General features: G+C 42.2%; 28 protein-coding genes, 1 pseudogene and 1 riboswitch. Of the genes and pseudogenes, 20 read left to right on the plus strand and 9 right to left on the minus strand.

What is annotated here, in order from left to right:
• Positions 1 to 35 precede the first annotated feature (35 nt).
• The 13 genes from JHD45_RS08830 to JHD45_RS22250 all read left to right on the plus strand — a co-directional run bounded on the left by JHD45_RS08830 (position 36) and on the right by JHD45_RS22250 (position 7,678).
• Complete coding sequence (locus JHD45_RS08830) at positions 36 to 398, plus strand: hypothetical protein (protein ID WP_067018389.1); 363 nt, start codon at positions 36 to 38, stop codon at positions 396 to 398.
• 10 nt (positions 399 to 408) lie between these two features.
• Entirely contained in the window at positions 409 to 573 is a 165-nt protein-coding gene (locus tag JHD45_RS08835) for a hypothetical protein (protein WP_199476152.1), read from the plus strand.
• Positions 564 to 950 (plus strand): type II toxin-antitoxin system YafO family toxin, encoded by a 387-nt coding sequence (locus JHD45_RS08840; RefSeq protein ID WP_199476153.1) that lies wholly within the window; start codon positions 564 to 566, stop codon positions 948 to 950. The genes JHD45_RS08835 and JHD45_RS08840 overlap by 10 nt, the downstream gene beginning before the upstream one ends.
• A gap of 435 nt (positions 951 to 1,385) precedes the next feature.
• On the plus strand, positions 1,386 to 2,258 hold the full coding sequence (locus tag JHD45_RS08845; protein WP_199476154.1) for a DUF2806 domain-containing protein: 873 nt from the start codon (positions 1,386 to 1,388) through the stop codon (positions 2,256 to 2,258).
• A 222-nt stretch (positions 2,259 to 2,480) separates the two neighbouring features.
• Entirely contained in the window at positions 2,481 to 2,603 is a 123-nt protein-coding gene (locus tag JHD45_RS22590) for a hypothetical protein (protein WP_418903773.1), read from the plus strand.
• On the plus strand, positions 2,578 to 2,916 hold the full coding sequence (locus JHD45_RS08855) for a hypothetical protein (RefSeq protein ID WP_199476155.1): 339 nt from the start codon (positions 2,578 to 2,580) through the stop codon (positions 2,914 to 2,916). Before JHD45_RS22590 ends, JHD45_RS08855 begins: the two co-directional genes overlap by 26 nt.
• Before the next feature lie 110 nt (positions 2,917 to 3,026).
• On the plus strand, positions 3,027 to 3,509 hold the full coding sequence (locus JHD45_RS08860) for a GNAT family N-acetyltransferase (protein WP_199476156.1): 483 nt from the start codon (positions 3,027 to 3,029) through the stop codon (positions 3,507 to 3,509).
• 89 nt (positions 3,510 to 3,598) lie between these two features.
• The gene (locus JHD45_RS08865; RefSeq protein WP_199476157.1) at positions 3,599 to 4,009 is read left to right on the plus strand and encodes a GNAT family N-acetyltransferase; all 411 of its coding nucleotides are present in this window, start codon (positions 3,599 to 3,601) and stop codon (positions 4,007 to 4,009) included.
• Between the two features lie 500 nt (positions 4,010 to 4,509).
• A complete protein-coding gene (locus tag JHD45_RS08870; RefSeq protein WP_199476158.1) occupies positions 4,510 to 5,043 on the plus strand; it encodes a cytochrome b in 534 nt (177 codons plus the stop codon).
• A 278-nt stretch (positions 5,044 to 5,321) separates the two neighbouring features.
• Positions 5,322 to 5,720, plus strand: coding sequence for a GFA family protein (locus JHD45_RS08875; RefSeq protein ID WP_199476159.1), 399 nt, complete (start codon positions 5,322 to 5,324; stop codon positions 5,718 to 5,720).
• A gap of 88 nt (positions 5,721 to 5,808) precedes the next feature.
• Complete coding sequence (locus JHD45_RS08880; RefSeq protein WP_199476160.1) at positions 5,809 to 6,222, plus strand: GNAT family N-acetyltransferase; 414 nt, start codon at positions 5,809 to 5,811, stop codon at positions 6,220 to 6,222.
• Positions 6,223 to 6,292: 70 nt separating this feature from the next.
• Positions 6,293 to 6,814: a GrpB family protein gene (locus JHD45_RS08885; RefSeq protein ID WP_199476161.1), complete on the plus strand. Its 522-nt coding sequence runs from the start codon at positions 6,293 to 6,295 to the stop codon at positions 6,812 to 6,814.
• 66 nt (positions 6,815 to 6,880) lie between these two features.
• The gene (locus tag JHD45_RS22250; RefSeq protein WP_233407726.1) at positions 6,881 to 7,678 is read left to right on the plus strand and encodes a pentapeptide repeat-containing protein; all 798 of its coding nucleotides are present in this window, start codon (positions 6,881 to 6,883) and stop codon (positions 7,676 to 7,678) included.
• A 96-nt stretch (positions 7,679 to 7,774) separates the two neighbouring features.
• On the opposite strand, the gene JHD45_RS22595 is transcribed toward JHD45_RS22250, so the two are convergent.
• The 3 genes and pseudogenes from JHD45_RS22595 to JHD45_RS08905 form a co-directional block, all read right to left on the minus strand.
• Complete coding sequence (locus JHD45_RS22595) at positions 7,775 to 8,311, minus strand: methyl-accepting chemotaxis protein (protein WP_418903776.1); 537 nt, start codon at positions 8,309 to 8,311, stop codon at positions 7,775 to 7,777.
• 12 nt (positions 8,312 to 8,323) lie between these two features.
• Positions 8,324 to 9,082: pseudogene (locus JHD45_RS22600) on the minus strand (PAS domain S-box protein); the annotation flags it as partial.
• 224 nt (positions 9,083 to 9,306) lie between these two features.
• Positions 9,307 to 10,611: an alpha/beta fold hydrolase gene (locus JHD45_RS08905; protein WP_199476163.1), complete on the minus strand. Its 1,305-nt coding sequence runs from the start codon at positions 10,609 to 10,611 to the stop codon at positions 9,307 to 9,309.
• 123 nt (positions 10,612 to 10,734) lie between these two features.
• Between JHD45_RS08905 and JHD45_RS08910 the strand changes: the two genes are divergently transcribed.
• The 3 genes from JHD45_RS08910 to JHD45_RS08920 are packed head-to-tail and all read left to right on the plus strand — an operon-like array spanning position 10,735 to position 11,978.
• The gene (locus JHD45_RS08910; protein ID WP_233407727.1) at positions 10,735 to 11,058 is read left to right on the plus strand and encodes a DUF1294 domain-containing protein; all 324 of its coding nucleotides are present in this window, start codon (positions 10,735 to 10,737) and stop codon (positions 11,056 to 11,058) included.
• Between the two features lie 36 nt (positions 11,059 to 11,094).
• Positions 11,095 to 11,550 carry a GFA family protein gene (locus tag JHD45_RS08915; RefSeq protein WP_199476164.1) on the plus strand — a complete coding sequence of 152 codons (456 nt, stop codon included), beginning with the start codon at positions 11,095 to 11,097 and terminating at the stop codon, positions 11,548 to 11,550.
• Positions 11,550 to 11,978 (plus strand): GNAT family N-acetyltransferase, encoded by a 429-nt coding sequence (locus JHD45_RS08920; protein WP_233407728.1) that lies wholly within the window; start codon positions 11,550 to 11,552, stop codon positions 11,976 to 11,978. The genes JHD45_RS08915 and JHD45_RS08920 overlap by 1 nt, the downstream gene beginning before the upstream one ends.
• 6 nt (positions 11,979 to 11,984) lie before the next feature.
• On the opposite strand, the gene pstB is transcribed toward JHD45_RS08920, so the two are convergent.
• The 4 genes from pstB to pstS are packed head-to-tail and all read right to left on the minus strand — an operon-like array spanning position 11,985 to position 15,715.
• Positions 11,985 to 12,791, minus strand: coding sequence for a phosphate ABC transporter ATP-binding protein PstB (pstB, locus tag JHD45_RS08925; RefSeq protein WP_199476165.1), 807 nt, complete (start codon positions 12,789 to 12,791; stop codon positions 11,985 to 11,987).
• Between the two features lie 14 nt (positions 12,792 to 12,805).
• Complete coding sequence (gene pstA / locus JHD45_RS08930; RefSeq protein WP_325097280.1) at positions 12,806 to 13,651, minus strand: phosphate ABC transporter permease PstA; 846 nt, start codon at positions 13,649 to 13,651, stop codon at positions 12,806 to 12,808.
• Positions 13,652 to 13,660: 9 nt separating this feature from the next.
• Positions 13,661 to 14,662 (minus strand): phosphate ABC transporter permease subunit PstC, encoded by a 1,002-nt coding sequence (gene pstC, locus JHD45_RS08935; protein WP_199476166.1) that lies wholly within the window; start codon positions 14,660 to 14,662, stop codon positions 13,661 to 13,663.
• Between the two features lie 3 nt (positions 14,663 to 14,665).
• Complete coding sequence (pstS, locus tag JHD45_RS08940) at positions 14,666 to 15,715, minus strand: phosphate ABC transporter substrate-binding protein PstS (protein WP_199476167.1); 1,050 nt, start codon at positions 15,713 to 15,715, stop codon at positions 14,666 to 14,668.
• A gap of 556 nt (positions 15,716 to 16,271) precedes the next feature.
• Here pstS and JHD45_RS08945 point away from each other — a divergent pair.
• The 3 genes from JHD45_RS08945 to JHD45_RS08955 all read left to right on the plus strand — a co-directional run bounded on the left by JHD45_RS08945 (position 16,272) and on the right by JHD45_RS08955 (position 20,271).
• Complete coding sequence (locus JHD45_RS08945) at positions 16,272 to 18,455, plus strand: malate synthase G (protein ID WP_199476168.1); 2,184 nt, start codon at positions 16,272 to 16,274, stop codon at positions 18,453 to 18,455.
• Positions 18,456 to 18,601: 146 nt separating this feature from the next.
• Entirely contained in the window at positions 18,602 to 18,976 is a 375-nt protein-coding gene (locus JHD45_RS08950; protein WP_199476169.1) for a DUF1304 domain-containing protein, read from the plus strand.
• Between the two features lie 107 nt (positions 18,977 to 19,083).
• Positions 19,084 to 20,271, plus strand: coding sequence for a leucine-rich repeat-containing protein kinase family protein (locus tag JHD45_RS08955; RefSeq protein WP_199476170.1), 1,188 nt, complete (start codon positions 19,084 to 19,086; stop codon positions 20,269 to 20,271).
• 137 nt (positions 20,272 to 20,408) lie between these two features.
• On the opposite strand, the gene cfa is transcribed toward JHD45_RS08955, so the two are convergent.
• On the minus strand, positions 20,409 to 21,626 hold the full coding sequence (cfa, locus tag JHD45_RS08960; protein ID WP_199476171.1) for a cyclopropane fatty acyl phospholipid synthase: 1,218 nt from the start codon (positions 21,624 to 21,626) through the stop codon (positions 20,409 to 20,411).
• A gap of 374 nt (positions 21,627 to 22,000) precedes the next feature.
• Positions 22,001 to 22,498, minus strand: a complete 498-nt coding sequence (locus JHD45_RS08965; RefSeq protein WP_199476172.1) for a 6,7-dimethyl-8-ribityllumazine synthase — start codon at positions 22,496 to 22,498, stop codon at positions 22,001 to 22,003.
• A gap of 142 nt (positions 22,499 to 22,640) precedes the next feature.
• Positions 22,641 to 22,803: riboswitch (FMN riboswitch) on the minus strand.
• Between the two features lie 360 nt (positions 22,804 to 23,163).
• Between JHD45_RS08965 and JHD45_RS08970 the strand changes: the two genes are divergently transcribed.
• Positions 23,164 to 23,523 (plus strand): MliC family protein, encoded by a 360-nt coding sequence (locus JHD45_RS08970; protein WP_199476173.1) that lies wholly within the window; start codon positions 23,164 to 23,166, stop codon positions 23,521 to 23,523.
• Positions 23,524 to 23,798 lie beyond the last annotated feature (275 nt).

Below are 23,798 nucleotides of genomic sequence, written 5' to 3' on the forward strand. Positions count from 1 at the left end.
AGCATATAATCAGTATCGAATATCGAGGAATATAAATGAAAGCTAATAGTTATGAAGATCTAAGTAGCCTCTATCAATGGATGGATTTCATCGTAAATGAAAAGGATATTGATATGAGCAGCATAGATTGCAATTTGAAAATTTTCGGTGACGGGGATGACGCTTATTTGGTGATTAATGTCTACGGAAGCGACACAAATTCAACTGAGTACTATTTTAAACCTGACGACACAGAAAATGGATTGATGGCACTTATTTCTTGTGTGAGAAGCTTCAATTTTTCGTTAAAAGAGCTTCTAGAAAAGTTGCCATTTCAAAACTATGTAGAGAACGATGTTGGCTGTTATGCATCTGTTAAAGGTATAAAAATATTCAAAGAAAATGTGGTATCAAACTAGGGAGAAAACAATGAAGAAAAGTATCAGAATTACCGTAAAAAATGTGTCCAGTAATAATACTAAAAAGCCAACATCGGATTCATCGCTAATTGTTTCATCCAGAAAAATTGATCAAGCTTTAGAGAAGAGGAAGAAAGAAAAAAATAATGCTGAGGAGTTTACCGAATGGAAGTAAAGGTATTTACCTCTTCTCTAATAAGAGACACCATGCCAGATTCGGAGTTGGCCAACCTTGTATCAGAGTTTAGAGAGTATAAAAAATCTGGGAATGCTCCGCTACTCTTTGGTCGAGATGCTTCATATAATCGTCCAGATGCAGTTCTTAAGGCTGATATGCATCATATTCACCTAAAGGGCAATGAAAAATGGACTTTAAAAATTGTTCAGTTCAGAAGGCTGAGCAATCTCCACCTCATCTATTGTCGTGGCTTCATGAATCCAAATGCATACTTGTTAATTGCAGTCATAGATAGAGCGCATGAAAGGGCACGAAACATTAATTTCATGCTGGATATGGCCGAAATTGCAGAGAATTTTCGATCAAAAGTATGAATCAAAAGGGTCAGTGTTATTGATTGTTCTTTAACTGTTCTAGAGCCTTGAAAATAATGTCTTTTTAAGGTGTTTTTTTCGGTAAATTTTACTTTCGAAAAGTTTATCGGTTGGTTAGATTAAAACCAATAACTCTGAGACAGGCTGACTTATGGGCGACCCCCATTGATCTCATGGAGCCTGAGGATCGAGTCTTGCCTAATGATTAGGATTCGAGTAAAAAGAGTTATATAGTCATAAAAAATAAACGTAAATCTCTCCTGAAATTTGGGAATACCCTTAGCAAGGGAGAAAAAGCACTGCGATATTAACAGGGATGTCGCCAATTCTGAAAAAGCAAATCCCCTATAGATAACGCGGCTGTTTAACAGACGGTTATAGTCATGGCTTCGCCACAGTATAACCGCTTAGTAGTTAGGTAAGCAGAGAGAAATTATGTCTGACGGAAACTCAATTATAAATCTCGGCGATTTAGCAAAGCCTGCTACCGTTCTTATTGAAAAAGTTTCAAATGCGGTTGGGGTGCTTTACGAACCACGAAGGATTAGGAAAAAAGCTGAGGCGGAAGCAGATGCGGAAAAAATAAAAACGTTAGCTGGAATAGAACTAACGGAAATTCAGCAACGAGGAATCGAAAGACTAGTGCACCAAGAAGCTAGGAAGCAAGAAAATATAGAGAATATTACTGCTCAAGCAGCTACAGCGTTGCCCCCCAACGCTAAAACAGAGGATTTAGAAGAGGATTGGGTAGCCCACTTCTTTGATCGATGCGAAAAAGTATCTGATACACATATGCAATCGCTGTGGTCAAGTCTCTTGGCAGGTGAGGCAACAACTCCAGGAACTTACTCAAAGAGAACCATCGATTTTGTGGCATCAATGGATAAAAAGGATGCAGAGTTGTTCACAAAATTTTGCCAGTTCACTTGGATGATTGGAGGTCCGGTACCATTGATCTTTGAAACATCAGATGAAATATATACCAAAAATGGCATCAGTTTTTCTGATATAAAACACCTTGACGCAATTGGTCTCATTTCGTTTGAGTCGACTTCAGGCTACATAAATATGGGATTCGGAAAAAATGCTGTTATTTTTTACTTTGGTTTACCAACGTTAATCGAATTTAACAAGGACAAAGACAATCAAATAATATTGGGGAAAGTACTTTTCACTCAAGCAGGTAAAGAGCTCGTCAATATCTGCGGAGCTAAAAGAAATCAAGAATTCTATGAATACGCTATTAAAAAGCTATCTCAACAAAACATATGTCTTTCCAGTGTGTTACCTAACAATCGTGTCAATTAGGATGCTCGCAAGCTCGGCGCCTATTACGCGGGCGTTAGTCGTACTCTTTGAGGTGATTTGATCTTGCTAGACACTATGGGTTTTATAGTTGCAATCATGCCTATAGCAATGTCACCTGGCGCGAGCTTCACCCTAGCCGTGTAAAATATTTCAATATCAGATTTACGTAGCGCGTTTAGTATAATTCTCGGAACTGCTGTTGGGATTCTTATTCATGGTTTTTTGGTAGGTATTGGTGTTTCGAGTTTAATTTCCGATAGTTCTATTGCTATGAGTGCATTTCAGATTTCTGGTGTTTTATTCTTAGGTTATTTGGCTATTGTTGAATGGAATTTTAAGTTTTAAAAATAAAACGGAACTAAGTAGCAATCTGGCCGGTTTCAAAGAAGCTCTGCTGTTAAATCTATTTAATGCGAAAGCCATTATCCTCTATCTTACTGTTGTTCCAATATTCGCAGGTAGGGAGCTAGTTAACTATTTAATTCTGTCTTCTTTGCATGTGGCGGTCATGTCCGTTTGGATTTTATTTTCTGGAGTATTAATTTTAGTGGCTAGGGCAAAATTGAAACTAAACATACTGAGTGGCATTATAAATACTGTTGGTGATTCCTTTTTGGTTGTAATAACTCTTAGTACAGCATTCCACCTATACAACTAAAAAACAGTAGCACGTAGCCTGTACCGGACTTTAGCTTAATTGGGACAACCACCTGTTGAGATTAATTCTCTGGCTGTCTATTAGTAAAAGTGTGTTATAAATGAGGTTATATGATTCGGCCAGCAAATGTCTCCGATGTAGATGTATTATCAGTGTTAACCTATGAAGCGTGGGAGGGGAGTTTGTTTCCTCTGCTCCATCCAGAAGTGGTCTCTTCGTTGTCTGTTGGGTGGTTTGCTGAGGCATTAAAGGAAGACATAGCTTGTGATGTTGTTTGCGTCGTGGTTTATGAAGAAGATAATGAAATTCTTGGCTATGCCGCTGGGAAGTGTCCCTCTGAGCGTTCTGATTTCGAGATACTGCGGTTGTATGTTCATCCGGATGCTCAGGGTTTAGGAATTGGGCGTAAATTGTTTTTAGAAATGAAAACTCAATCTATTGCTTTAAATAAATCACAAATGATTGTGTGGACTTTGCTTGGGGCGGCTAATAACCCGTTTTATAGGAGTCTGCTACCTGTTGACATCACGAATAGAGAGATTGCCATCTTTGGCTTTAAATACAGTGGGATAGGGTATATTTATTCGTTATAAACTCTGCTTAGGGTGCTCCTAAATTTAGATAATCAGTACGACACTATGAGGCCATCAGTGACGTTTGCTAGAGAGTGAGGTGAAGTAGCATGACAATAACATACGAAGAATCCGTTCCGAGTCCGCAGGAATTCTGCGAACTGCGCGTAAAAGCGGGCTTATCAGCCAAGTCTTTAAAGGCGGCCACAGTTGCCCTACCAAATAGCCTGTATGGAATTTCAATACGACAGGGTGGGGATTTGATTGCTATGGGGCGTGTCGTTGGTGATGGTGCCTGTAACTTTGAGATCGTGGATGTGGCCGTTGACCCAATGCATCAAGGGAAAGGGTTGGGGCGAAAAGTGATGGAGTATATTGATCACTATTTATCATCCGTTGCTTTAGAAGGGTCATATGTTTCAATGATTGCGGATGAACCCGCTTTTTACGAAAAATTGGGATACAAACTTGTTGCTCCCTCTTGTCAGGGTATGACAAAAAAATTCAAACCACACGCATGATTGAATATTAGAAAGCGATAAAAGTGCTTTACGATTTCGTTTCTCTCACGCGTAGTATTTATTCACTCATTTATATTATTTTCCTCGCCATTTAATAAATCTATTGAAGCTATTGTTTATTTCAATCTATTAGATGTTGACTGATGATAAAGTCAAATACATTGAAAAAATGTGCCATATTTTGATAAAAAAATGATGAGTTTTTATAAAAATAAATGAACTCCCTCTGTGTCATAGAGTCTAAATATTCGAAAATAATAGAGTATATCAACTACTTAAGGTGTATTTTCATGGTTGATTAAGTCAAATAGAAAAGGTGCCAAATCTTGATAACTTCAGTGAAACCGTCGACGTATACTCGAACTTACTCTATGAAAGCATCCCCCAAAGTGTCATCTATCTATTGGGTGGTCTGCTAATTCTGACGAGTGTCTGACGGCTTTGCTTTGTTAAAGCAAAAAGGTTGTCGGTATAAATAAAAAACACAGAGGAGCGTTAAATTGAAATATCCTAAATCCATCAGAGCGATACATTGGCTCAGTGCAGCAATTATAATAGGTTTGCTCACTGTTGGCATCTATATGACCCCTTACGATGAAGCAAATGCGGTATTCGAAGATAAATTATATTTTTGGCATAAATCATTCGGGTTGTTGCTTTTTATTATTGTTATAGGGCGTCTTATTTATCGAAGAAAACGCTCTTTACCCGCCTTGCCCAGTGGTATATCAGGTCCTGAAAGAAAATTAGCAAGACTAGCTCACATATTATTCTATATTCTAATGGTTGTTATTCCTATATTGGGATATATTCAATCTAGTAGCTATATATACAGTAATGGGGTCAGTTTTTTCTTCTTTGATTTACCTGAAGTGATACCAAAAAACAACCATATATATGAAATAGCCAATGCACTACACAAATGGCTAGCCTTTGTATTGATAGGTCTTATTGTTGCTCATGTACTAGGGGCATTAAGACATCGATTTTTTGATAAAAACAAAGATAATGATGTATTAGGCAGAATGCTTTAAAAACTGTATAGCATACTCATAATATCCTATGTCGGTCTTGGATGATGGCTAATATGGATAATCAAGGAACGTTTCTAAGCAAAAAAAGCGGATCAGTCTATCCGCTTTTTTGCATTTTACTCTTCGAAAGAAGGAAGCTTTTAACACTCTTTTGTATGTGTCCTGTCATCTGATTTTTACAGGTAAAACTTTATTTTAAAAACGAATAAAAAGAGTTGTTTGAAGGGGCGGGTATGATAGGCTTTCTTCTGCTGACTAGAAATATTTAGGAGTTCGATATGAATGAGTCTATATCAGGGCAATGTCATTGTGGATCCATTCAATGGACAGCAACGTTACCGCATAAACGTGCACTCAATTGTCATTGTAATATGTGTCGCTCTCTAAGTGGTGCGGATTACAGCTCTTGGATTGTCATTCCGTCAGAGCAGTTTAGTATACTGCTTGGTCATGAATATGTGACAGAGTATCAAGCGACGGAATCCTTCTCGAAGTCCTTTTGTAAAAAGTGTGGTTCAACCGTTAACTGTATTAATGACGATAAATTCCCTAACCATATTTATATTGCAAAGGGGAATGTGTCCACTCACTTCGATATTCCTGCTGAGATACAGGTATTTACAAAGTTTAAGGCTGATTGGGTTGAGGTTGAAAAAGATATTCCGGTTTTTAATTAATGCTATATTGTCATTATAATAGATGGTTTTTTAATTTCGACCTTCAGGTTTAGACTGTCGTTCTATTTTAATAGGATAGGATCATAATATGAATGTAGAAGTAACTACCCAACCAGATCCATCTGATATTGACGAAATTCGTGCCGGGTTACGTAAGCATAATAGTCCGTTTCTCGGTGATGTTTATCATACGGATGTCGCTTGTTATTTGCATGACGAGTATGGAAAAAAATTAGGCGGCTTAGTGGGGGAGATTTGGGGACATTGGTTAATGGTTAAGTTTCTATGGGTCGATGAACACCACTTGAACAAGGGGCTGGGCCGTCAACTATTAAACAAAGCTGAGGAATTTGCTCGCAGTAAGGGCTGTCAATCCAGTTTTCTTGATACCTTCAGTTTCCAAGCGAAACCATTTTACGAAAAGCAGGGTTATAGTGTACAAATGACGCTAAACAACTTTCCGATTGAAAGTAGGCGCTATTATATGACTAAAGTGCTGTGAGTGGGTGAAAGCCTACCCAGCATGGTTGTAGGCTTTTATCTCTGCATTCTGCTAATTACATGGAGGATAAATGAGTATCAGAATTATTGAAGTTGTTGATTACCGAGATGAATGGCCTGATCAATTCAGTCAAGAGAAAGCACTGATTCAATCTGTATTCACGAATGATAATGTTGAGGCCATTCATCACATTGGTAGCACATCGGTAAAAGGGCTTTGTGCTAAACCAATCATTGATATTCTTATGGAAGTAAAAAACTTGGAAGTGCTAGATGATGAAAGTCATTTGATGGGGGCGATTGGCTATCTTGCAAAAGGTGAATTTGGGATTGCAGGTAGACGCTACTTCCAAAAAGGTGATGTACAGAGAAGTCATCAGGTACATGCTTTTTTGTCAGGTTCGGTAGATGCGAAAAGGCATCTTGCTTTTCGAGATTATTTAATCGCTTTTCCTCATATTGCGTCGGAGTATGCTTCCATTAAGCGAGAAGGTGCGGCAATATGTCAAAATGATGTAGATATTTATTGCGACCACAAAGATAGCTTTGTTAAAGAGCATGAAGCGAAAGCGTTAGATTGGAAATTTGCTTAACGACCCATCCATGAAAGATAAATAGTTTTATTTTTTCTTAAAAACGACCTAAATAAGGAAAGTTTAATGTCAGAGAATCATAATCCATTTCAAGACACTAAATTCAAAGGCTTTGAGTTTTCTAAATCAGATATGACTGGTGCTAAGTTTAATGCTGTTGATTTAACTGACTCATCCTATTGGGCCGTTTTAAAAAATGCTCAATTTACTGACTGTGATTTAGAGTCTTGTGTGTTTAATGACGCTAATCTAGCCGGCAGTCGCTATGAGAATATCAACTTAAGTCATGCCTCATTTCATAATATAAATATGTCTAGTGTGTCTTTTAGTGGTTTGAATTTAGCAAATACTGAAATAAATGATGCGAACTTGGAAGGCATGAAAATTAACGGGGTGCTTGTTACTGACCTTTTTGAAGCCTATGAAAAAAAGGCGAGCTCAATGAGGGACATGGTTTTAAATAATATTCGTGCAAGGTTTTCTTCAGTATTGGATATTGTTAATTCACTAACCCCAGAGAGTTATACTGCTTATCTTAATGTAGCGAAGAATAAGTCCGTTGGTGACCATATATGGTGTATTGTTGGGGCGAGAGAAAGCTATTCAAAATCGCTGATTGAGGGGCAGTGGGCCGGTTTCTCCTGTTCACTGAACTCAACAGAGAACCAGTCTGAAGCCGTGGAAAAATTAACGGCTTCTGCCGCCGTATTTGAAAAGGCGATTTCAGACATTGACGATTGGACAAGTGAACGCGAGGCGTTGTTGTTAAGTCTGCTTGAGCATGAAACCACTCATGAAGGCCAGCTTATTCGTCATCTGTTAGCCTTGGGTGAGTCATTGCCCTCATCTGTCAAATGGGCCTAATTAAGTTGTCAGACTAGGTCTGAGCCAGTACAGACGAGCTAGTACAGTTTAATAAGGCTGTTGTCACCGATCAAAAAGCAGTGTCTGTTGTCGACGCTATAACTTATTTAATTGACTGACAGCATCAACAACTTGCCTTGCTCCTGTCTGTATTTCGCTCATCACATTGCCTGCTTCGTTGGATAAATCGAGCGCTTTATGCGCTTTCCCCATGCTTTCTTCAATCAGTGATACGGCTTTTTCAGTCAGGAGCTTATTGTCTCCTACAACCTGAATGATTTCTTCTGTTGCAGAGCTTGTTCTAAAAGCTAACTGTCTGACTTCATCAGCCACGACCGCGAAGCCTCGGCCTTGTTCGCCTGCTCGCGCTGCTTCGATGGCTGCATTAAGGGCAAGCAGGTTTGTTTGGTCCGCGATGCCTCGTATGCTCTCTACTAGGCTGGATACTTTGATGGACTGAGTGTTGAGCTCAGCGATACCTTTACTCGCATCCCCCATTTGTGCTGAAAGTTCATCCATCGTCTGGATAGTGGATTCTAAAACGTTCATACCTTTGAGTGTGTTTTCATCTGTTTTCTTGGATATTTCATAGGCGATTTCAGAGGTTTCTGCGACGGCAAATTCTCTCTTCATTTGTTCCGTGATCACGGTGGCTAATTTGATAACCTTATACAATTGGCCACTGTCATCATGAACGGGATTGTAAGAGGCTTCTAACCAAACAACATTGCCGTTGCTATCTAATCGCTTAAATCGATTAGAAACAAAAGCACCAGAGCGAAGTTGCTGCCAAAAATCATGATATTCCTGAGATTCGGCTTCTTTTGGCTCACAAAATATTCTGTGATGCTTTCCAATTACTTGGCTTTTTGAGTAGCCCATGGTTTTCAGGAAATTGTCGTTAGCGTTTAAGATGATGCCTTCTAAACTGAATTCAATGACGGCACTGGAGCGATGCAGTGCGCTTAAAATGTCTTCCATTTCCTTGGATTGTGAAATGGTTTTGGTTAATTCAGCGCTATAGACCTCTAAAATGACAGAATTATCCGCTAGTTTTTTAGGCTGAATGGTCGAACGGTACCACATTTCTTTACCGTGTTTGTTTTTAATCTGCAAAGCACCATGCCAATGCTTCTTCTCACTCATCGCAGACAGCATTTTTTTACAATGCTCTTTTTCTAAGGATTTTTTGAGGATCAGGTCTTTAAGGTTTTTTGTGACGAGTTCATTTTTTTCATAGCCGATGGAAGCGGTGAATAATGAATTGACGTCTAGGATTTTTCCCTCTTGAGACATGGCGAAAAACAACATTTCCTGCTGAAGTCCATTCTGAGTCTCTTGAAATGAGGCTAACTCTTTTTCTAATTCGGCAATGTGAGCTAATAGTTTTTTGCTACCAAACATCCGCTTACCCCTTAAATATAGTTTTGTTGTCTTCAGCGTAGTGGATGGTTTCTATGAACACGATACTATTTTTGTAGCAATTAATTAAAATCATAATTGAGGGTCTTCTATAGCGGAGTTTGAGATTTTCGGCCTGAAGGATCAGCAAGAGACGAAAAACAGGCTATTTTTCGTCTCTTGCTGATCATCAGTGGGTTTGATGTTTTGCTTTTGTCATCTTCTGTTTAATCGACAAGTGGGCCGCCATTGTCTTTTAGCATTTTTTGTAAGGTACAAAACACCTCAGACGATTGGCGAACACCGTCGTGTTCGTAGCTGTTGGTGAGCCAGACTTGGGTGTTAGCGACTTGTTTGGCGGTTTTTAGCGACAGCTCCCTTGGTACGTACATATCGTTGTAATAGACGGCGGCCACAACGGGCACTTTGTTATTGGCGAGTTTGTCTAGATCATAAAGTGGCGCATAGCTTTTGTATGCGGCTAAGGCGTTAGCAGCCTCTTTAAACGGGCGTAGGGATGTTATTTGATCAAACATCCACGGATACATCATTTCCCCTGTGAACATTAGGGGCGTTTGTGTTGTATCAAATGTGTTATCTTGCTGACGAACCTGCTGTGCTGCCCAGTTTGTGGCCTCGTTGGGGCGGCCATAGATGCTTTCGTGGATCACCGCAAACAATGGGCCTTCATAGTAGCTGGTTAGGTGCATAACTTGTTCTAAGAAGGTGTCAGAGAGCGTATCTGGGTGACTGCCTGCAAAGGCTTCATCGATCAACCAATGGAACTGGTCAATGCCTGGGCCCATCCCTAAACCAATACCGAGAGTTTGGAAACGCTCCACAGTCAGTTGGTCACCATCGGGCAATAGTACCTTGTCTTTGCAAAGTACTTGAACGATGTTTTCTATGGTATGAGTGTCCTCTGGATAGCGAGTGTAATAGGCTTGGTTTTTCTCAATGAGTCGCTCTGTTGTTAATTGATAGACCTGCTGAGCGTTTGCTTCTAGCCCTGCAAGCCCTCCGGTAATGTAGCAAGCTGCCAAGCCTTCTGGTGCTTTTGATAAGTAGACCAATGTAATAAAGCCGCCGTAACTTTGGCCCAGAGTTTCGAATCGACGACCTGAGTAGACGGTTTTTCGTAAGTGTTCGCAGTCTGCCACGATGCTGTCGGCACGAAATTTTAACAAATAATCCCGACCTTCTTCCGCGGTCATACGGCTGATGAGATGACGGTCTATACGGCTGCTTCGACCTGTGCCTCGTTGGTCTAATAAGATGACTCTATGGGTTTTAAGGGCTTCAATCAGCCAAGGAAGCGAGTCGGGCATGGGGCGAGGGGATTTACCACCAGGTCCGCCTTGTAAAAATAATAACAGAGGAAGAGCTTCGTTATGTGCTTGGGTAGAAGCGACCACTTCACGGGCAAACAGGGTAATCGTCGGGGCCTTGTCTGGAGTGCGCCAATCGAGCGGTACTGCTAGTTGATAGTCGGTAATGAGCATCCCTTTCATTTGGTACTGATGTGTTTGCATCTTCTTCATTCCCCTTGTTAGTCAATCGTTCAATAGAAGGATATTATCATAGGTACGATGGTTCTTGATCTCGTTTCCTTAGCGGGGTAATTTTATTGGCTCGAAGATTGGCTTGGTGAAATCTTGTTGTCTTATCCTATTGTTTTACTGTGTTTTTATGGTGCGATGAGTGCGGTGACGTTTGGCTTATATGGATGGGACAAATCCGCCGCGAAAAAGCAGCGGCAACGAACGCCAGAAAAGACGTTGCATCGGTTTTCTCTTCTTGGTGGTTGGCCTGGAGCGTTACTTGGGCAAAAGGTGTTTCGTCATAAAACCCAAAAGAGACGCTTTCGGTTTGTGTTCTGGCTAACGGTCTTTTTCAATTTGATTATCTTGGCTGGGTTGTGTTTTTTCCTCCAAGAGGGGATAGCGAAAGGCTGGCAAGCGCTTGCTTTATGGCTTTGATGTTTTTCTAGTAGAACTCGTTTTTAAGGAGAGAGGATGAAAGGTCGTTGTTTATGCGGTGCGGTTGAGTTTGCCATCTCTGGCGTGTTGCCAAAACTATATCAATGTCATTGTTCTCTGTGTCGTCGGGTGTCTGGCTCTTCTTCTAATGCCGCAATGATTGTTCCAATGGCGCATTTTGCCTGGCAACAGGGGCAAGATGTGATCCGTCAATACCGTACAGAAACGGGGTTTAAATCGCATTTTTGCTCCCAGTGTGGCAGTCCTGTACCCAATATGACAAGAGATAACGAGAGCTATTGGATTCCTGCCGGATTGTTAGACGACCCTGCAGATACTCAGGTTGCTATGCATGTATATACGGCGTCTAAAGCGAGCTGGGATGGGGTGTTAGAAGAAACGAGTCCTCCTAGTTATGAGGCTATGCCACCTGATGATGAGTTTATGACCTTATTACAGCCTGATAAAAACCTTATAGAAAGGAAAAAGTGATGACCTATCGAATTACCACGGATCTGGACGACATGGACTTTTCTGTGATTCATGGTTTTATCGCCAATAGTTATTGGGCGAAAGGTATTCCTGAGGTGACCTTACGAAAAGCGCTAGAGAACTCACTCTGTTTTGGTGTATTAACTGGTGAGGGAGAGTTGGTGGCTTTTGCTCGCATGATTACTGACCGAGCGACGTTTGCTTATTTAGCGGATGTGTTTGTGTTGGAGTCTTATCGAGGGCTTGGCCTTAGTAAGAAGATGATGTCTGCCATTCTTGCGCATCCGGACTTACAAGGCTTACGACGTATGATGCTCGCCACGAAAGACGCCCATGGCTTATACAAACAGTTTGGTTTTGAAGCGATCGCGGAACCGGATCGTTTAATGCAGTATCTGCGGCCTAATGTGTATCAGGCCGCAGACTAGCTCATATTAACCAAAGCGACCGGTGATATAGTTCTTAGTGCGCTCTTCTTTAGGGCGTAGGAACATTTCATCGGTTTGCGCGACTTCCACCACTTCACCCATGTACATGAACACGGTTTTTTGTGAAACACGGGCGGCTTGTTGCATGTTGTGCGTCACGATAACGATGGTGTATTCATCACGAAGATCATCTAACAAATCCTCAATCTTGGTGGTGGATACTGGGTCAAGTGCTGACGTAGGTTCATCCAATAGCAGTACTTGTGGTTTTAGTGCAATGGTACGAGCAATGCAAAGACGCTGCTGCTGACCACCAGAGAGACTTTGTCCACTGGCGTGTAACTTATCTTTCACTTCATCCCAGAGTGCGGCACCACGTAGGGCTTTTTCAATACGCTCATCCATTTCACGGCGAGAGGGTTTTTCGTACAAACGAATACCATAAGCAATGTTGTCGTAGATAGACATTGGGAAAGGAGTAGGTGATTGAAACACCATCCCAACTTTCGCTCTTAATGCCGCTACATTAACCTTCGGATCAAGTATGTTTTCACCGTTAATGATGATTTCGCCTTTCGCTTCTTGTCCTGGGTATAAGGTGTAAATGCGGTTAAGAATACGCAGTAGCGTCGATTTACCACAGCCAGAAGGACCAATGATAGCGGTGGTTTCTTTTTTACCGAATTCTAAGTTGATGTTTTTTAACGCGTGTGAGTTACCGTAGTAAAAGTTTAAATCACGTACAGTAATATCAATGTCTGTCGTCAAAGTGCTTTGTGATGATTCAATATTTAGCATTTCTGAAGGAGTCATGGTCACTTCCACAATTAATGTTGTGAGTTTGCTGAGCGTAAAAACACGCGCGAAATAATGGATAGAACAAGGATCGTCAGCGTGATCAACAATGCGCCAGCCCAAGCAAGAGCTTGCCAATCAGGGTATGGGTTCATTGCAAACTGGAAGATCATTACCGGTAAGTTAGCAATAGAATGTGACATATCCGTAGACCAGAACTGGTTGTTTAGCGACGTAAACAAGAGTGGTGCCGTTTCACCAGAGATACGAGCTACAGCCAAGATCACCCCAGTTGTAATACCCACTCGTGCCGCACGATAGCTCACACTTAGAATAACTCGTGAGCGGCTTGCCCCCAATGCATAAGCGGCTTCTCGCATACTGTTAGGGACTAAATTCATCATGTCTTCTGTGGTACGTACCACAACAGGAATCGCGATGATGGCAAGCGCAGCAGAACCTGCCCAACCAGAGAATCCTCCCATCGGGGCAACGATGATTTCGTAAACAAAAAGGCCAGCAAGAATGGAGGGTTTTGCTAATAAAACGTCATTCACAAAGCGAACGACAGAAGCTAACCAAGTGCCTTTGCCATATTCATTTAAATAGGTTCCGGCCAGTAAGCCAATAGGCGTAGAAACAAGCATGGCAACCCCTACCAACATTAAACTACCGACAATGGCGTTGGCTAAACCGCCAGATTCTCCTGGAGGAGGCGTCATTTCGGTGAATAATGTGGGTTTAAAAGCAGAAAAACCTTCATAAAGAAGAACACCACAAATCCAAACTAAAAACGCGAGCACGAATAACGTGGCCGCAAGAATTAGCATACGAGATACGAGGTTGGCAAAATGACGACGTCTAACGACTGCGTTCACGGTCAACTCCTAGGTTGAAATTCGATTAAGCATCATACGGGCAATGGCCAGCACGATGAAAGTGATAATAAACAACAATAGACCAAGTGCCATCAAAGAAGATGAATGGATTTCTGTATAGGCTTCTTGGAATTCATTGGCAATGGTCGAGGCTATGGTGTTACCTGGCGCAAAAATGGAAGCCGTAATACGGTTCGCGTTACCAATAATAAAGGTAACCGCCATGGTTTCACCCAATGCACGGCCTAATCCTAGGAAAATAGACCCCGCCAAACCAGTACGACAGTGCGGAATAATAATAGCTTTAGTCACTTCCCAATCCGTTGCACCAATGGCAAAGCCACTTTCTTTTAGTCGCTTAGGTACGGTATCAATAACATCGCGCATAACAGAGGCAATAAAGGGAAGAATCATTATGGCCAGTACAATGCCCGCTGTTGCCATGCCGATACCAATGGCAGGGCCTTGAAAAATGGTGGACAGTATTGGCACATTCTCAAACAAATTAATGATCGGGCCTTGAACGTAGTCTGCAAACATCGGGGCAAAGTAAAACAGTCCCCACATACCATAAATAATACTAGGAATGGCGGCTAACAATTCAATGGCAATGCCTAAAGGGTGACGTAACCATTTAGGTGCTAATTGAGTAATATAAACGGCAATGGCAAAGGCCAAGGGTACAGCTATTATGATGGCAATAGCGGAGGTGATGAGTGTACCAGCAATGGCGGGTAAGGCTCCAAACTTTTCGGTAACAGGGTTCCAGGCGGATGTCCAAATAAAACCAATACCGAACTGTTTTAAGGCTGGCCACGCACCAATGGTTAAAGACACAAAGAAGCCGCCTAAAATCATTAGAATGAATAAGGCAGCGCCAATAGAAAGCCATTTAAATGTTTTGTTAAAGGCTTCGCCGTTTAGAAAACGTGGAGGCCGCTGGAATTCACCAGCGGTCTCGGCATGCGCTTTCGTACGATTATTTACGAGCGTCATGTTGGTATTACTCATGTATTAAGAGCCCATGTAGACAGAGTGACCGTCAGCTTTTAGATCTTTTTTCCAAGCATCGCGAATCAATGTTTTCACGCTAGCTGGGAATGGAACATAGTCAAGTTTAGCGGCCGCTTGGTCACCGTTTTTGTATGCCCAGTCAAAGAATTTTAACACGGCTTTCGTTGCGTCAGGGTTTTTAACATCTTTATGAAGTAAGATAAAGGTTGCAGCGGTCATCGGCCAGCTCTTAGCACCAGGTTGGTTTGCTAGAATTAGGTAGAAGCCTTTAGCATGTTTCCAGTCTGCACCAGCGGCAGCTGCTTGGAAGTTTTCCATCGCAGGAGAAACGATTTTACCATCTTTGTTTTTCATGCGAGCGTAAGTCAGTTTGTTTTGTAGAGCATAAGCATACTCAACGTAACCGATAGAGTTTTTCAACTGAGATACGTAGTTAGAAACACCTTGGTTACCTTTACCACCAGTACCCACTGGCCACTGAACAGAGGCATCAACACCTACGTCTTTTTTCCAAGCTGGAGATACATCAGCTAGGTAGTAAGTGAAGTTGAAAGTCGTACCAGAACCATCTGCACGGTGAACAACAGAAATGCGGCTATCAGGAAGTTTTACGCCTGGGTTAAGCGCTTGGATTTCTTTGTTGTTCCAACGCTTGATTTTACCTAGGTAGATGTTAGCAATGGTTTTGCCGTCAAGAACAAGTTCGCCAGGTTTGATGCCCTTAACGTTAAGGATTGGCACGATGCCGCCCATAACCGTTGGGAACTGCATTAAACCCGCTTTATCAAGCTCTTTTGGAGTAAGAGGTTTGTCTGATGCACCAAAGTCTACGGTGTTTGCTTTGATTTGCTTGATACCACCGCCAGAACCGATTGCTTGATAGTTTAGCTGAACACCTGTTTCTTCGTTATAAGCTTGAGCCCATTTTGAGTAAACAGGGTATGGGAAGGTTGCGCCAGCACCAGTAATTTGGTCAGCAGCGAAAGCAGACGTTGCCGTGATTGCGCTTGCCGCTGCACAAACAGCTAGACTTGCAATAATGCGTTTCATCAGAGTTATCTCCTAAAATCGTTTCAAATTGTCATTCGAGAACTAACATTGCAGCCATCATTTGGCGGCTTGTCCTAATAGCTTTATTTATCCAAGGACGCGAGTCTTCTTGAGTTGCCGTCCTGGTGATAAATAATGGATTTCTTTTGTGACAGTTTCATGACCGAATTGTCATATAGTGTCCGATTGAGAGAAAAAATTTTCGTGATCTTGCTATTTGCACATTACTGAGGCGCTTTTAAGAAGGGCTAAATTGGCAATGATGATTTTTTAACTTTTTGATTTTTAAGTGATTATTTTTTATGTATCGTGTGGCATTTACTTTTTAAAGGAAGGTTTTCGCTATCTTTGCATAAAAGTGTAAAAAAAACGCAAGTCAGTGTGCTGTTATGTTGCAAAGTTTTTTTGTCACAATACGGGCTTTTTTGATTCTATCTTAGTGGAATAATGGTACATCTAGGCAATGATTAGTCCGTTACAAATGTTTCAGTTAGATATAAACTGATACAACTTGATCAAACCAAAACGGTTTAAAAAATAAATAAAGGAGAGGGTTATGACGCAGCGAGTTCAGCAAGGTAGCCTGCAGGTTGATGAGAATCTGTGGCGTTTAGTCAATGACGAGATTGCTCCAGAGACAGGCATTGACCCAGTGCAGTTTTGGCAAGGCTTTGAAGAGGCGATTTATGAGTTAGCTCCGAAAAATAAAGCCTTGTTGGCTAAGCGTGATGATCTGCAATCACAGCTTGATCATTGGTATCTTTCCCATCGAGAAGAAGAGCATGATGCCGAGGCGTATCGGCAGTTTTTAAAAGAGATCGGCTATTTATTACCAGAAGGAGCAGATTTTACGATTACCACGCAAGGGGTAGATCAAGAGATTGCTGAGCAAGCGGGTCCACAATTGGTTGTTCCTGTTAAGAATGCACGTTTTGCTTTAAATGCTGCCAATGCTCGCTGGGGAAGTTTATATGATGCTCTCTATGGTACGGATGCCATCTCTGAAGACGAGGGCGCAGAGATTACCAAAGCCTACAACCCGATCCGTGGTGAGAAAGTCATTGCCTTTGGTCGTCAATTATTAGATCAAGCTGCTCCTCTTAAGCTTGGTCGTCATGGGGACGTCACGTCTTATAAAATCGTCGGTGGTCAGTTAGAAGTGGTGTTGGCTTCAGGGGAAACATCAAGCCTTGCATCACCCGAAAAATGCGTTGGCTACCAAGGTGAGGCAAATCAACCGAGTGCGATTTTATTGAAAAATAATGGGTTGCACATTGAGATCCAAATTGATGGAACATCGCCGATCGGTCAAACGGATAAAGCGGGCGTCAAAGATTTATTAATCGAAGCCGCTGTGACCACCATTATGGATTGTGAAGACTCCATTGCCGCGGTTGATGCCGAAGACAAAGTAGAGGTGTACCGCAATTGGCTTGGGTTGATGAATGGTTCTTTAGAAGAGCGCTTTGAAAAAAATGGTCAGACGATGATTCGTCGTTTGCATCCTGATCGCACCTACAAAGCCATACAAGAAGGCGAGACGATCACGTTACCTGGTCGTAGTTTGCTGTTTATTCGTAATGTGGGTCACTTAATGACAAGCTCTGCCATTTTGGATAAAGAAGGTAATGAGATTCCAGAAGGCATAATGGATGGCTTTATCACGGCTTTTGCAGCAATGCATGATTTAAATGGTAATACCACTCACAAAAACAGTCGTTCCGGTAGTATCAATATTGTTAAACCGAAAATGCATGGACCAGAAGAAGTGGCCTTTGCGGTTGAATTATTTGCGCGCATTGAAAGCGTGTTGCAGCTGAAACGTAATACCTTAAAAATCGGTATCATGGATGAGGAGCGACGGACGACCGTCAATTTGAAAGAGTGTATTCGTGCTGCGAAAGATCGAGTGGTCTTTATTAATACCGGCTTTTTGGATCGCACGGGGGATGAAATTCATACTTCTATGCTAGCGGGTCCTTTTGTTCCTAAAACAGTGATGAAGCAGCAAGCCTGGATTAAAGCCTATGAAGATTGGAATGTCGATATTGGCCTTGAATGTGGTTTGTCTGGTAAAGCGCAAATTGGTAAAGGTATGTGGGCCATGCCGGATGAAATGGCGGCCATGTTGGAGCAGAAAGTTGCTCATCCAATGTCTGGGGCGAATACAGCTTGGGTACCTTCTCCTAATGGCGCCATTTTGCACGCCACCCACTACCACACGGTGGATGTGCGCGCTCGACAACAAGCGTTAATGAGCAGAGAGCGAGCCAGCTTAGACGATATCTTAACGCTGCCTATTATGACGAATCCTGGTGCTTTATCCTCTGCTGAGATTGAGGCGGAACTGGATAACAATGTTCAGGGCATTTTAGGCTATGTGGTGCGCTGGATAGATCAAGGTGTCGGCTGCTCCAAAGTGCCAGATATTAATAATGTGGCGCTAATGGAAGATCGAGCCACCTTGCGTATTTCCTCGCAACACATTGCCAATTGGTTAGAGCATGGTATGTGCAGTCGCGATCAAGTGATGTCGTCATTAAAGCGTATGGCGAAGATTGTGGATGAGCAGAATGCGGATGATCCGCTCTATGAGTCCATGGCGCCTAGCTACAGTGGCATTGCCTTTACGGCGGCGTGTGATCTGATATTCAAAGGCAAAGAGCAGCCATCTGGTTACACTGAACCCTTGTTGCATGCTTACCGTATCGCGAAAAAAGCGACTCAATCAGCTGCATAACTCTCATTTTTCTAAACGCTAGAAAGAAAACCCTAAAAGCGAACCCAAGTGGTTCGCTTTTTCTTGGCTTGAACCTTATGTAAAAGCGTGATTCATTTGTAAGTTTGCTCTAAAGTGAATTTTTAACTTTTGGAAAAGGATTTTTTATGCTTGTTATTGCCAGCATTGCGACCGCGTTGATTGCTTTGTTACATATTTATATCTTGGTGTTAGAGATGGCTTTATGGGATAAACCAAAAGGGATGAAGGTCTTCGGGCTGAAAAAAGAGTTTGCGCAAGCAACAAAAGTCATGGCGTCCAATCAAGGTTTGTACAATGGCTTTTTAGCGGCGGGCCTTATTTGGGGGCTAATCTTAACGACCTTCGAGCAAGCGGTTGCACAGGGTCAAGCCATTCAGATTTTCTTCCTATCGTGCGTGGTGGTGGCGGGTGTGTTTGGTGCGATCACATCAAGTAAAAAAATACTCTTTGTTCAGGGATTGCCAGGGGCCGTGGCATTGGTGTTGGTCCTGTTAAGTTGAGTCTCTTTTAGCTGTTTTAGCGGCTGACAGGGATGGTAAAGGAGACAAGCGTCGCTCGATTAACAAGAAGTCGCTATAATGGCGAAAATTTTTAATGGAGCTCTCTCTTGCATACGCTAGAACAACTGAATAGTGGCGAACTAAAAGGCGTTACCCGCCTTCAGCTTAGTGCTAATTTAACGGACTTTCCTGAGGCGATTTATGACCTAGCTGACAGTCTGGAAATATTGGATCTTTCTGGTAATCAGCTTAGCGAACTGCCTGGGGATCTCCACCGTTTAACGCAGTTGCGTGTGCTTTTCTGCTCAAACAATCTGTTTACGCGTTTGCCTGATGTGCTTGGACAATGTGAAAAGTTGGAGATGATTGGCTTTAAACACAACAAGATCGTTGAGGTTCCTGCCCGTTCGTTACCCAAGATAACTCGTTGGTTGATTTTAACCGACAATTGTATTGAAGCCTTGCCTGAATGCATGGGTGAATTGTCTCGTCTACAAAAGCTGGCATTGGCGGGTAATCGTTTAACATCACTGCCTGATTCTTTGGCAAATTGTCATAACCTGGAGTTGATTCGTTTGTCTGCGAATCGACTGACATCGTTTCCTGAAGTATTGCTCTCTTTACCACGTTTAGCATGGTTGGCTTTTTCTGGTAATCCATTTTGCGCCGATAGAGACACACATGATGAGTTTAAGACGGTCGCCTATGACGATGTTGTTCTGCATAATTTATTAGGGCAGGGCGCCTCGGGGATGATATGGCAAGCGTCTTGGCGTCATAATCCATTTCTCTTTGCTGACACGGTGGCGGTGAAAGTTTTTAAAGGAGAGGTCACGAGCGATGGTTACCCGGAAGATGAACTGGATGCTTGTTTGTCCGTTGGTGCCCATGACAATCTTGTCCGGCCACTGGCAAAAATACGTGAAACTGTTTGCTCGGCTTTGGTTATGGATCTGATTCCGAGCGATTATGTTAACTTAGGGCAACCTCCGAGTTTGGCGTCTTGTACTCGAGACACTTTTACTCAAGGTCAGGCGTTTTCCAAAGCCACGGTCGATTATATTATTGAGCAGATGCAAAGTTTGGTGTCGCATTTCAAGCAAAAGAAAGTCTCCCACGGGGATTTATATGCACATAATGTCTTGATCAATGCAGAAGGACATATCTTATTTGGTGATTTTGGCGCGGCCTCTAAATACGCCAACCTGCCTGAGCATCAGCAAAAAGGCATTGAGCGTATCGAGCAACGTTCTTTGGATTTCTTTATTGAGGATATGTTGTCGTTGGTGGTGTGAGCTAAGATGACTTAATAACGATAGACTCAGACATCCAACGAATAATAATTCGTTAGGCTGTCTGTTCTATGAGTGATATCTGCATATGGCTTATTCTATTTGTTTTATACAGGGATTGTTTTATACAAAGTATGCTATTAGCGAACACTGTGATAGCGAGGTAATCTATCCAGGCGTTTTCTTAGGACAACTTGATACAACTGTAAAGAGCGACTTCTGAAAGCACCGGCACAAATTTTTAAATAGTAGGACCACATACGATAGAAGCGCTCATTGTACTGGTCTTTCAGTTCAGGCCAAGCAGCGGCAAAATTCTGATGCCATGCCATTAAGGTTTTATCGTAATCGGGTCCGAAATTGTGTACATCTTCAATAACAAAGTATGGCTCTACTGATTCGCTGATTTGTTTCAAAGATGGAATCACACCATTGCGGAAGATGTATTTATCGATCCAGGGGTCGGTGCCATTTTTGCTTTGATCGCTGCCTATGGTGTGAAGTACAAATGTGCCATCTTCTTTCATTAAACGATGGGCTGTGCTCATGTAAGTATCGTAGTTTTTTGGGCCCACGTGTTCGAACATACCAATGGAAACTAGTTTGTCATACTGGCCCTCCATGCTGCGATAATCTTTTAGTTCGATATCGACGGGCAGGCCTTGGCAGCGTTCATCCGCTAATTTCTTTTGCTCTTTCGAAATGGTCACACCAGTTACACTAACGCCATATTCTTTGGCTGCTATCTCGGCAAAGCTCCCCCAGCCACAGCCAATTTCAAGAACCGATTCGCCTTGTTTAAGCTGTGCTTTTTCACAGATTAAGCGCAACTTATTTAATTGTGCTTCATGTAGAGTCTTCGCTTCATGCCAATACCCGCATGAATAGGCCATTGTTGGATCCAGCATAGCTTGATATAAGTCGTTGCCAGCATCGTAGTGCTGCTCGCCAACTTGATAGGCTCTTTTCTCGGATTGTCGATTGAACAGGGTGGCCATAAGCCAGTGACGTAACACGACCCAGCGTCCTGTGACCTGCTCATTTAATTTGGCGCTGATGATGCGAGAAATAAACTCATCAACTTGCTCGCAATCCCACCAGCCATCTACATAGGCTTCACCTAGACCGAGAGACCCCTGACGTATGACTCTGTCCCAAAGGGCTGTGTTATGTACTTGCGGATCCCAAGGGTTTGGCCCATTAATGATAATGCCTGCTTTTGCAAGGTTGGTGGCCATCCATCGTTCAACAGGAGAGGAAAAAGAAGCTTTCGTGGAAGAATGTAGCGTTTGTTCGATGCTCTCACTGCTATGTGACATTGTGCTTTCTTCGTTGAGCTGTTCTGTTGTGGCACCCATTTAAATCTCCTTATCATACTGACTGATATGGTTTTATATAAATCGGAAACAATCTCTTAGATAATAATCTTTTGAAAAATAAAGCCTAGACTCAAGAATACTATTAAGATTATTGGTAAATCTTATCAAGTTGAAAAATGTTAATAAATGGCGAAAAAAGCAAGCTAAAAGCAGGGATCTTCTTTTATACTGCCAAAATGGCATCTTTACGATTTATTTAAAATCCTTTCTAATTGCACGAAAGCATAAAATTTGAATAAATAAAAGAGGTGTTTTCGAGGGAGGGTACGGTTCTTGTTGTGAAAAATAGCGCATTTGTACAGACAAATGCGCTATGGGTGAAGGGACTGTCTAGTTGCTTCTATCTATTTGCTTTACGCGCTTAGAGACTGCTTTGCTGTGGCGGTGAGTTTGATGGTCTCATCGCACGCATTGGCAAGTTCTATGCCCTTTTTCACAAAATGTTGTTTGTAGTAGTTAGAGTGTTCATCATGTTCATGGAAATGATGGGGTGTTAACACCGCTGTTAAGACAGGAACTTCTGTTTCAAGTTGGACTTGCATTAAAGCGCTACAGACCGTTTGAGCGACAAAATCGTGGCGATAAATACCACCATCCACCACTAAGGCGCTGCCAGCGATTGCGGCATACTGACCACTTTTGGCTAATAATTTGGCTTGTAGCGGGATTTCATAGGCACCTGGCACAGGGATAATATCAATGTTGTCTAGGTTATAACCACGAACGGCCATTTCTGTTTTAAAGCCTTCAAGGCATTTTAAAACGATGTCGCTATGCCAAGAAGCATGGATAAAGGCAATACGTTGTTTTGCTGGATTGAAGTCTACGACATTCGTTGAGCTCTGATTCATTTTTTACTTTCCTAAAAACGAGTGAATCAGGGCGAACGGACAGACAAATAACTCATACAATGAGCTATCTCTAATAACAATAGTTGCGGTTGGATTCTACTGAGTAGATCCAAGGATACATTGACTATATAAACTTTGTCTGACGCGCTCTCTATCATCCGGACTATTACCGTCGGCTCTGGAGTCTCACCAGATCTGCTGACCTCAGTATTGTCTATGATAAACATAACCAATACTGAGCGCTCGCGGGCTTAGATTGTCTCTATACCGCCGGTGGGGAATTGCACCCCGCCCCGAGAACGAAACCGGATACATCCGGGTACCTGAGAATATACGGATTTCATGGTTTTTTGCAAAGAGATTGATGGTAAAAATGTTGATCTATCCACTTTGTTTGACATTTCCTGTGTCCGTAGAAGGCAGATATGTACTGTAAAGAAACGCTATGTTGTAGTGGTTAACCCCGTGGTCAGCTATAATTTATTCTGTGTTAGTGACAGTCGATAAAATCGACGTTAGCAATCAGCTTACCTGACAGGATACTTGTCCAGTAAGCTTAAGATGGGCTTTAATACACAGTAAACAGGGAGTTTGGCATATACCAAACTGCAGGATTTTATGAGTGGCCATGAACACGTGAGCCAAAGAATATGAGCGGAGTCTCTATGCGAATCAAGGTGTTTTCGATACGCAACAGTATGATGGTGTGTTTAATGTTGGGGCTAACGGCGTGCAGTACGCCACCACCTAAGCAAGTGAAGGATAATGAGGTGTCTCAGATCGATACCCAGACGAATGTCGTCCATTATCTTTGTGAAGGGGAGCCTATGGAAATTCAATTTCATGGTGAAGAAGCACTGTTGAATTGGAAAAACAAACATTATCACTTAACTCAAGCGATCAGTGCCTCCGGCGCCTACTATTTGGGAGAAGATGTGTCTTTTTGGTCTGAGAAAAATAAAGCCGCCATCGAAATTGACGATCTTAAAGAAGTGAAATGCCAACTTATTCGCGTCGAATCTTAATTCGACGTTAACCTTTTTTCTGCTGTTAAGTAGCGGCTGGCTGTCTCATGCTTGTCCGATTCAGTTGTGCTTTGTTGTCGACGCCTCGTCGACGTTACTTACCTGAATATCTCTCACGATAAAACGGAGTCTTTTCATCCCGTCTCATCCCCATCAGGTGTACAATATGTCCTATTTACCCTTGGGTTTCACTCAGTTACACAAGCGCTCCGTGCTCTAAGGGCGCTTATTGATAGAGTGCGTGTGGTAGTGAAGTGTGCTTGACGATAACGAAG

Origin of the sequence: Marinomonas spartinae, assembly GCF_016461715.1 — a bacterium.
GTDB classification, from domain to species: domain Bacteria; phylum Pseudomonadota; class Gammaproteobacteria; order Pseudomonadales; family Marinomonadaceae; genus Marinomonas; species Marinomonas spartinae_A.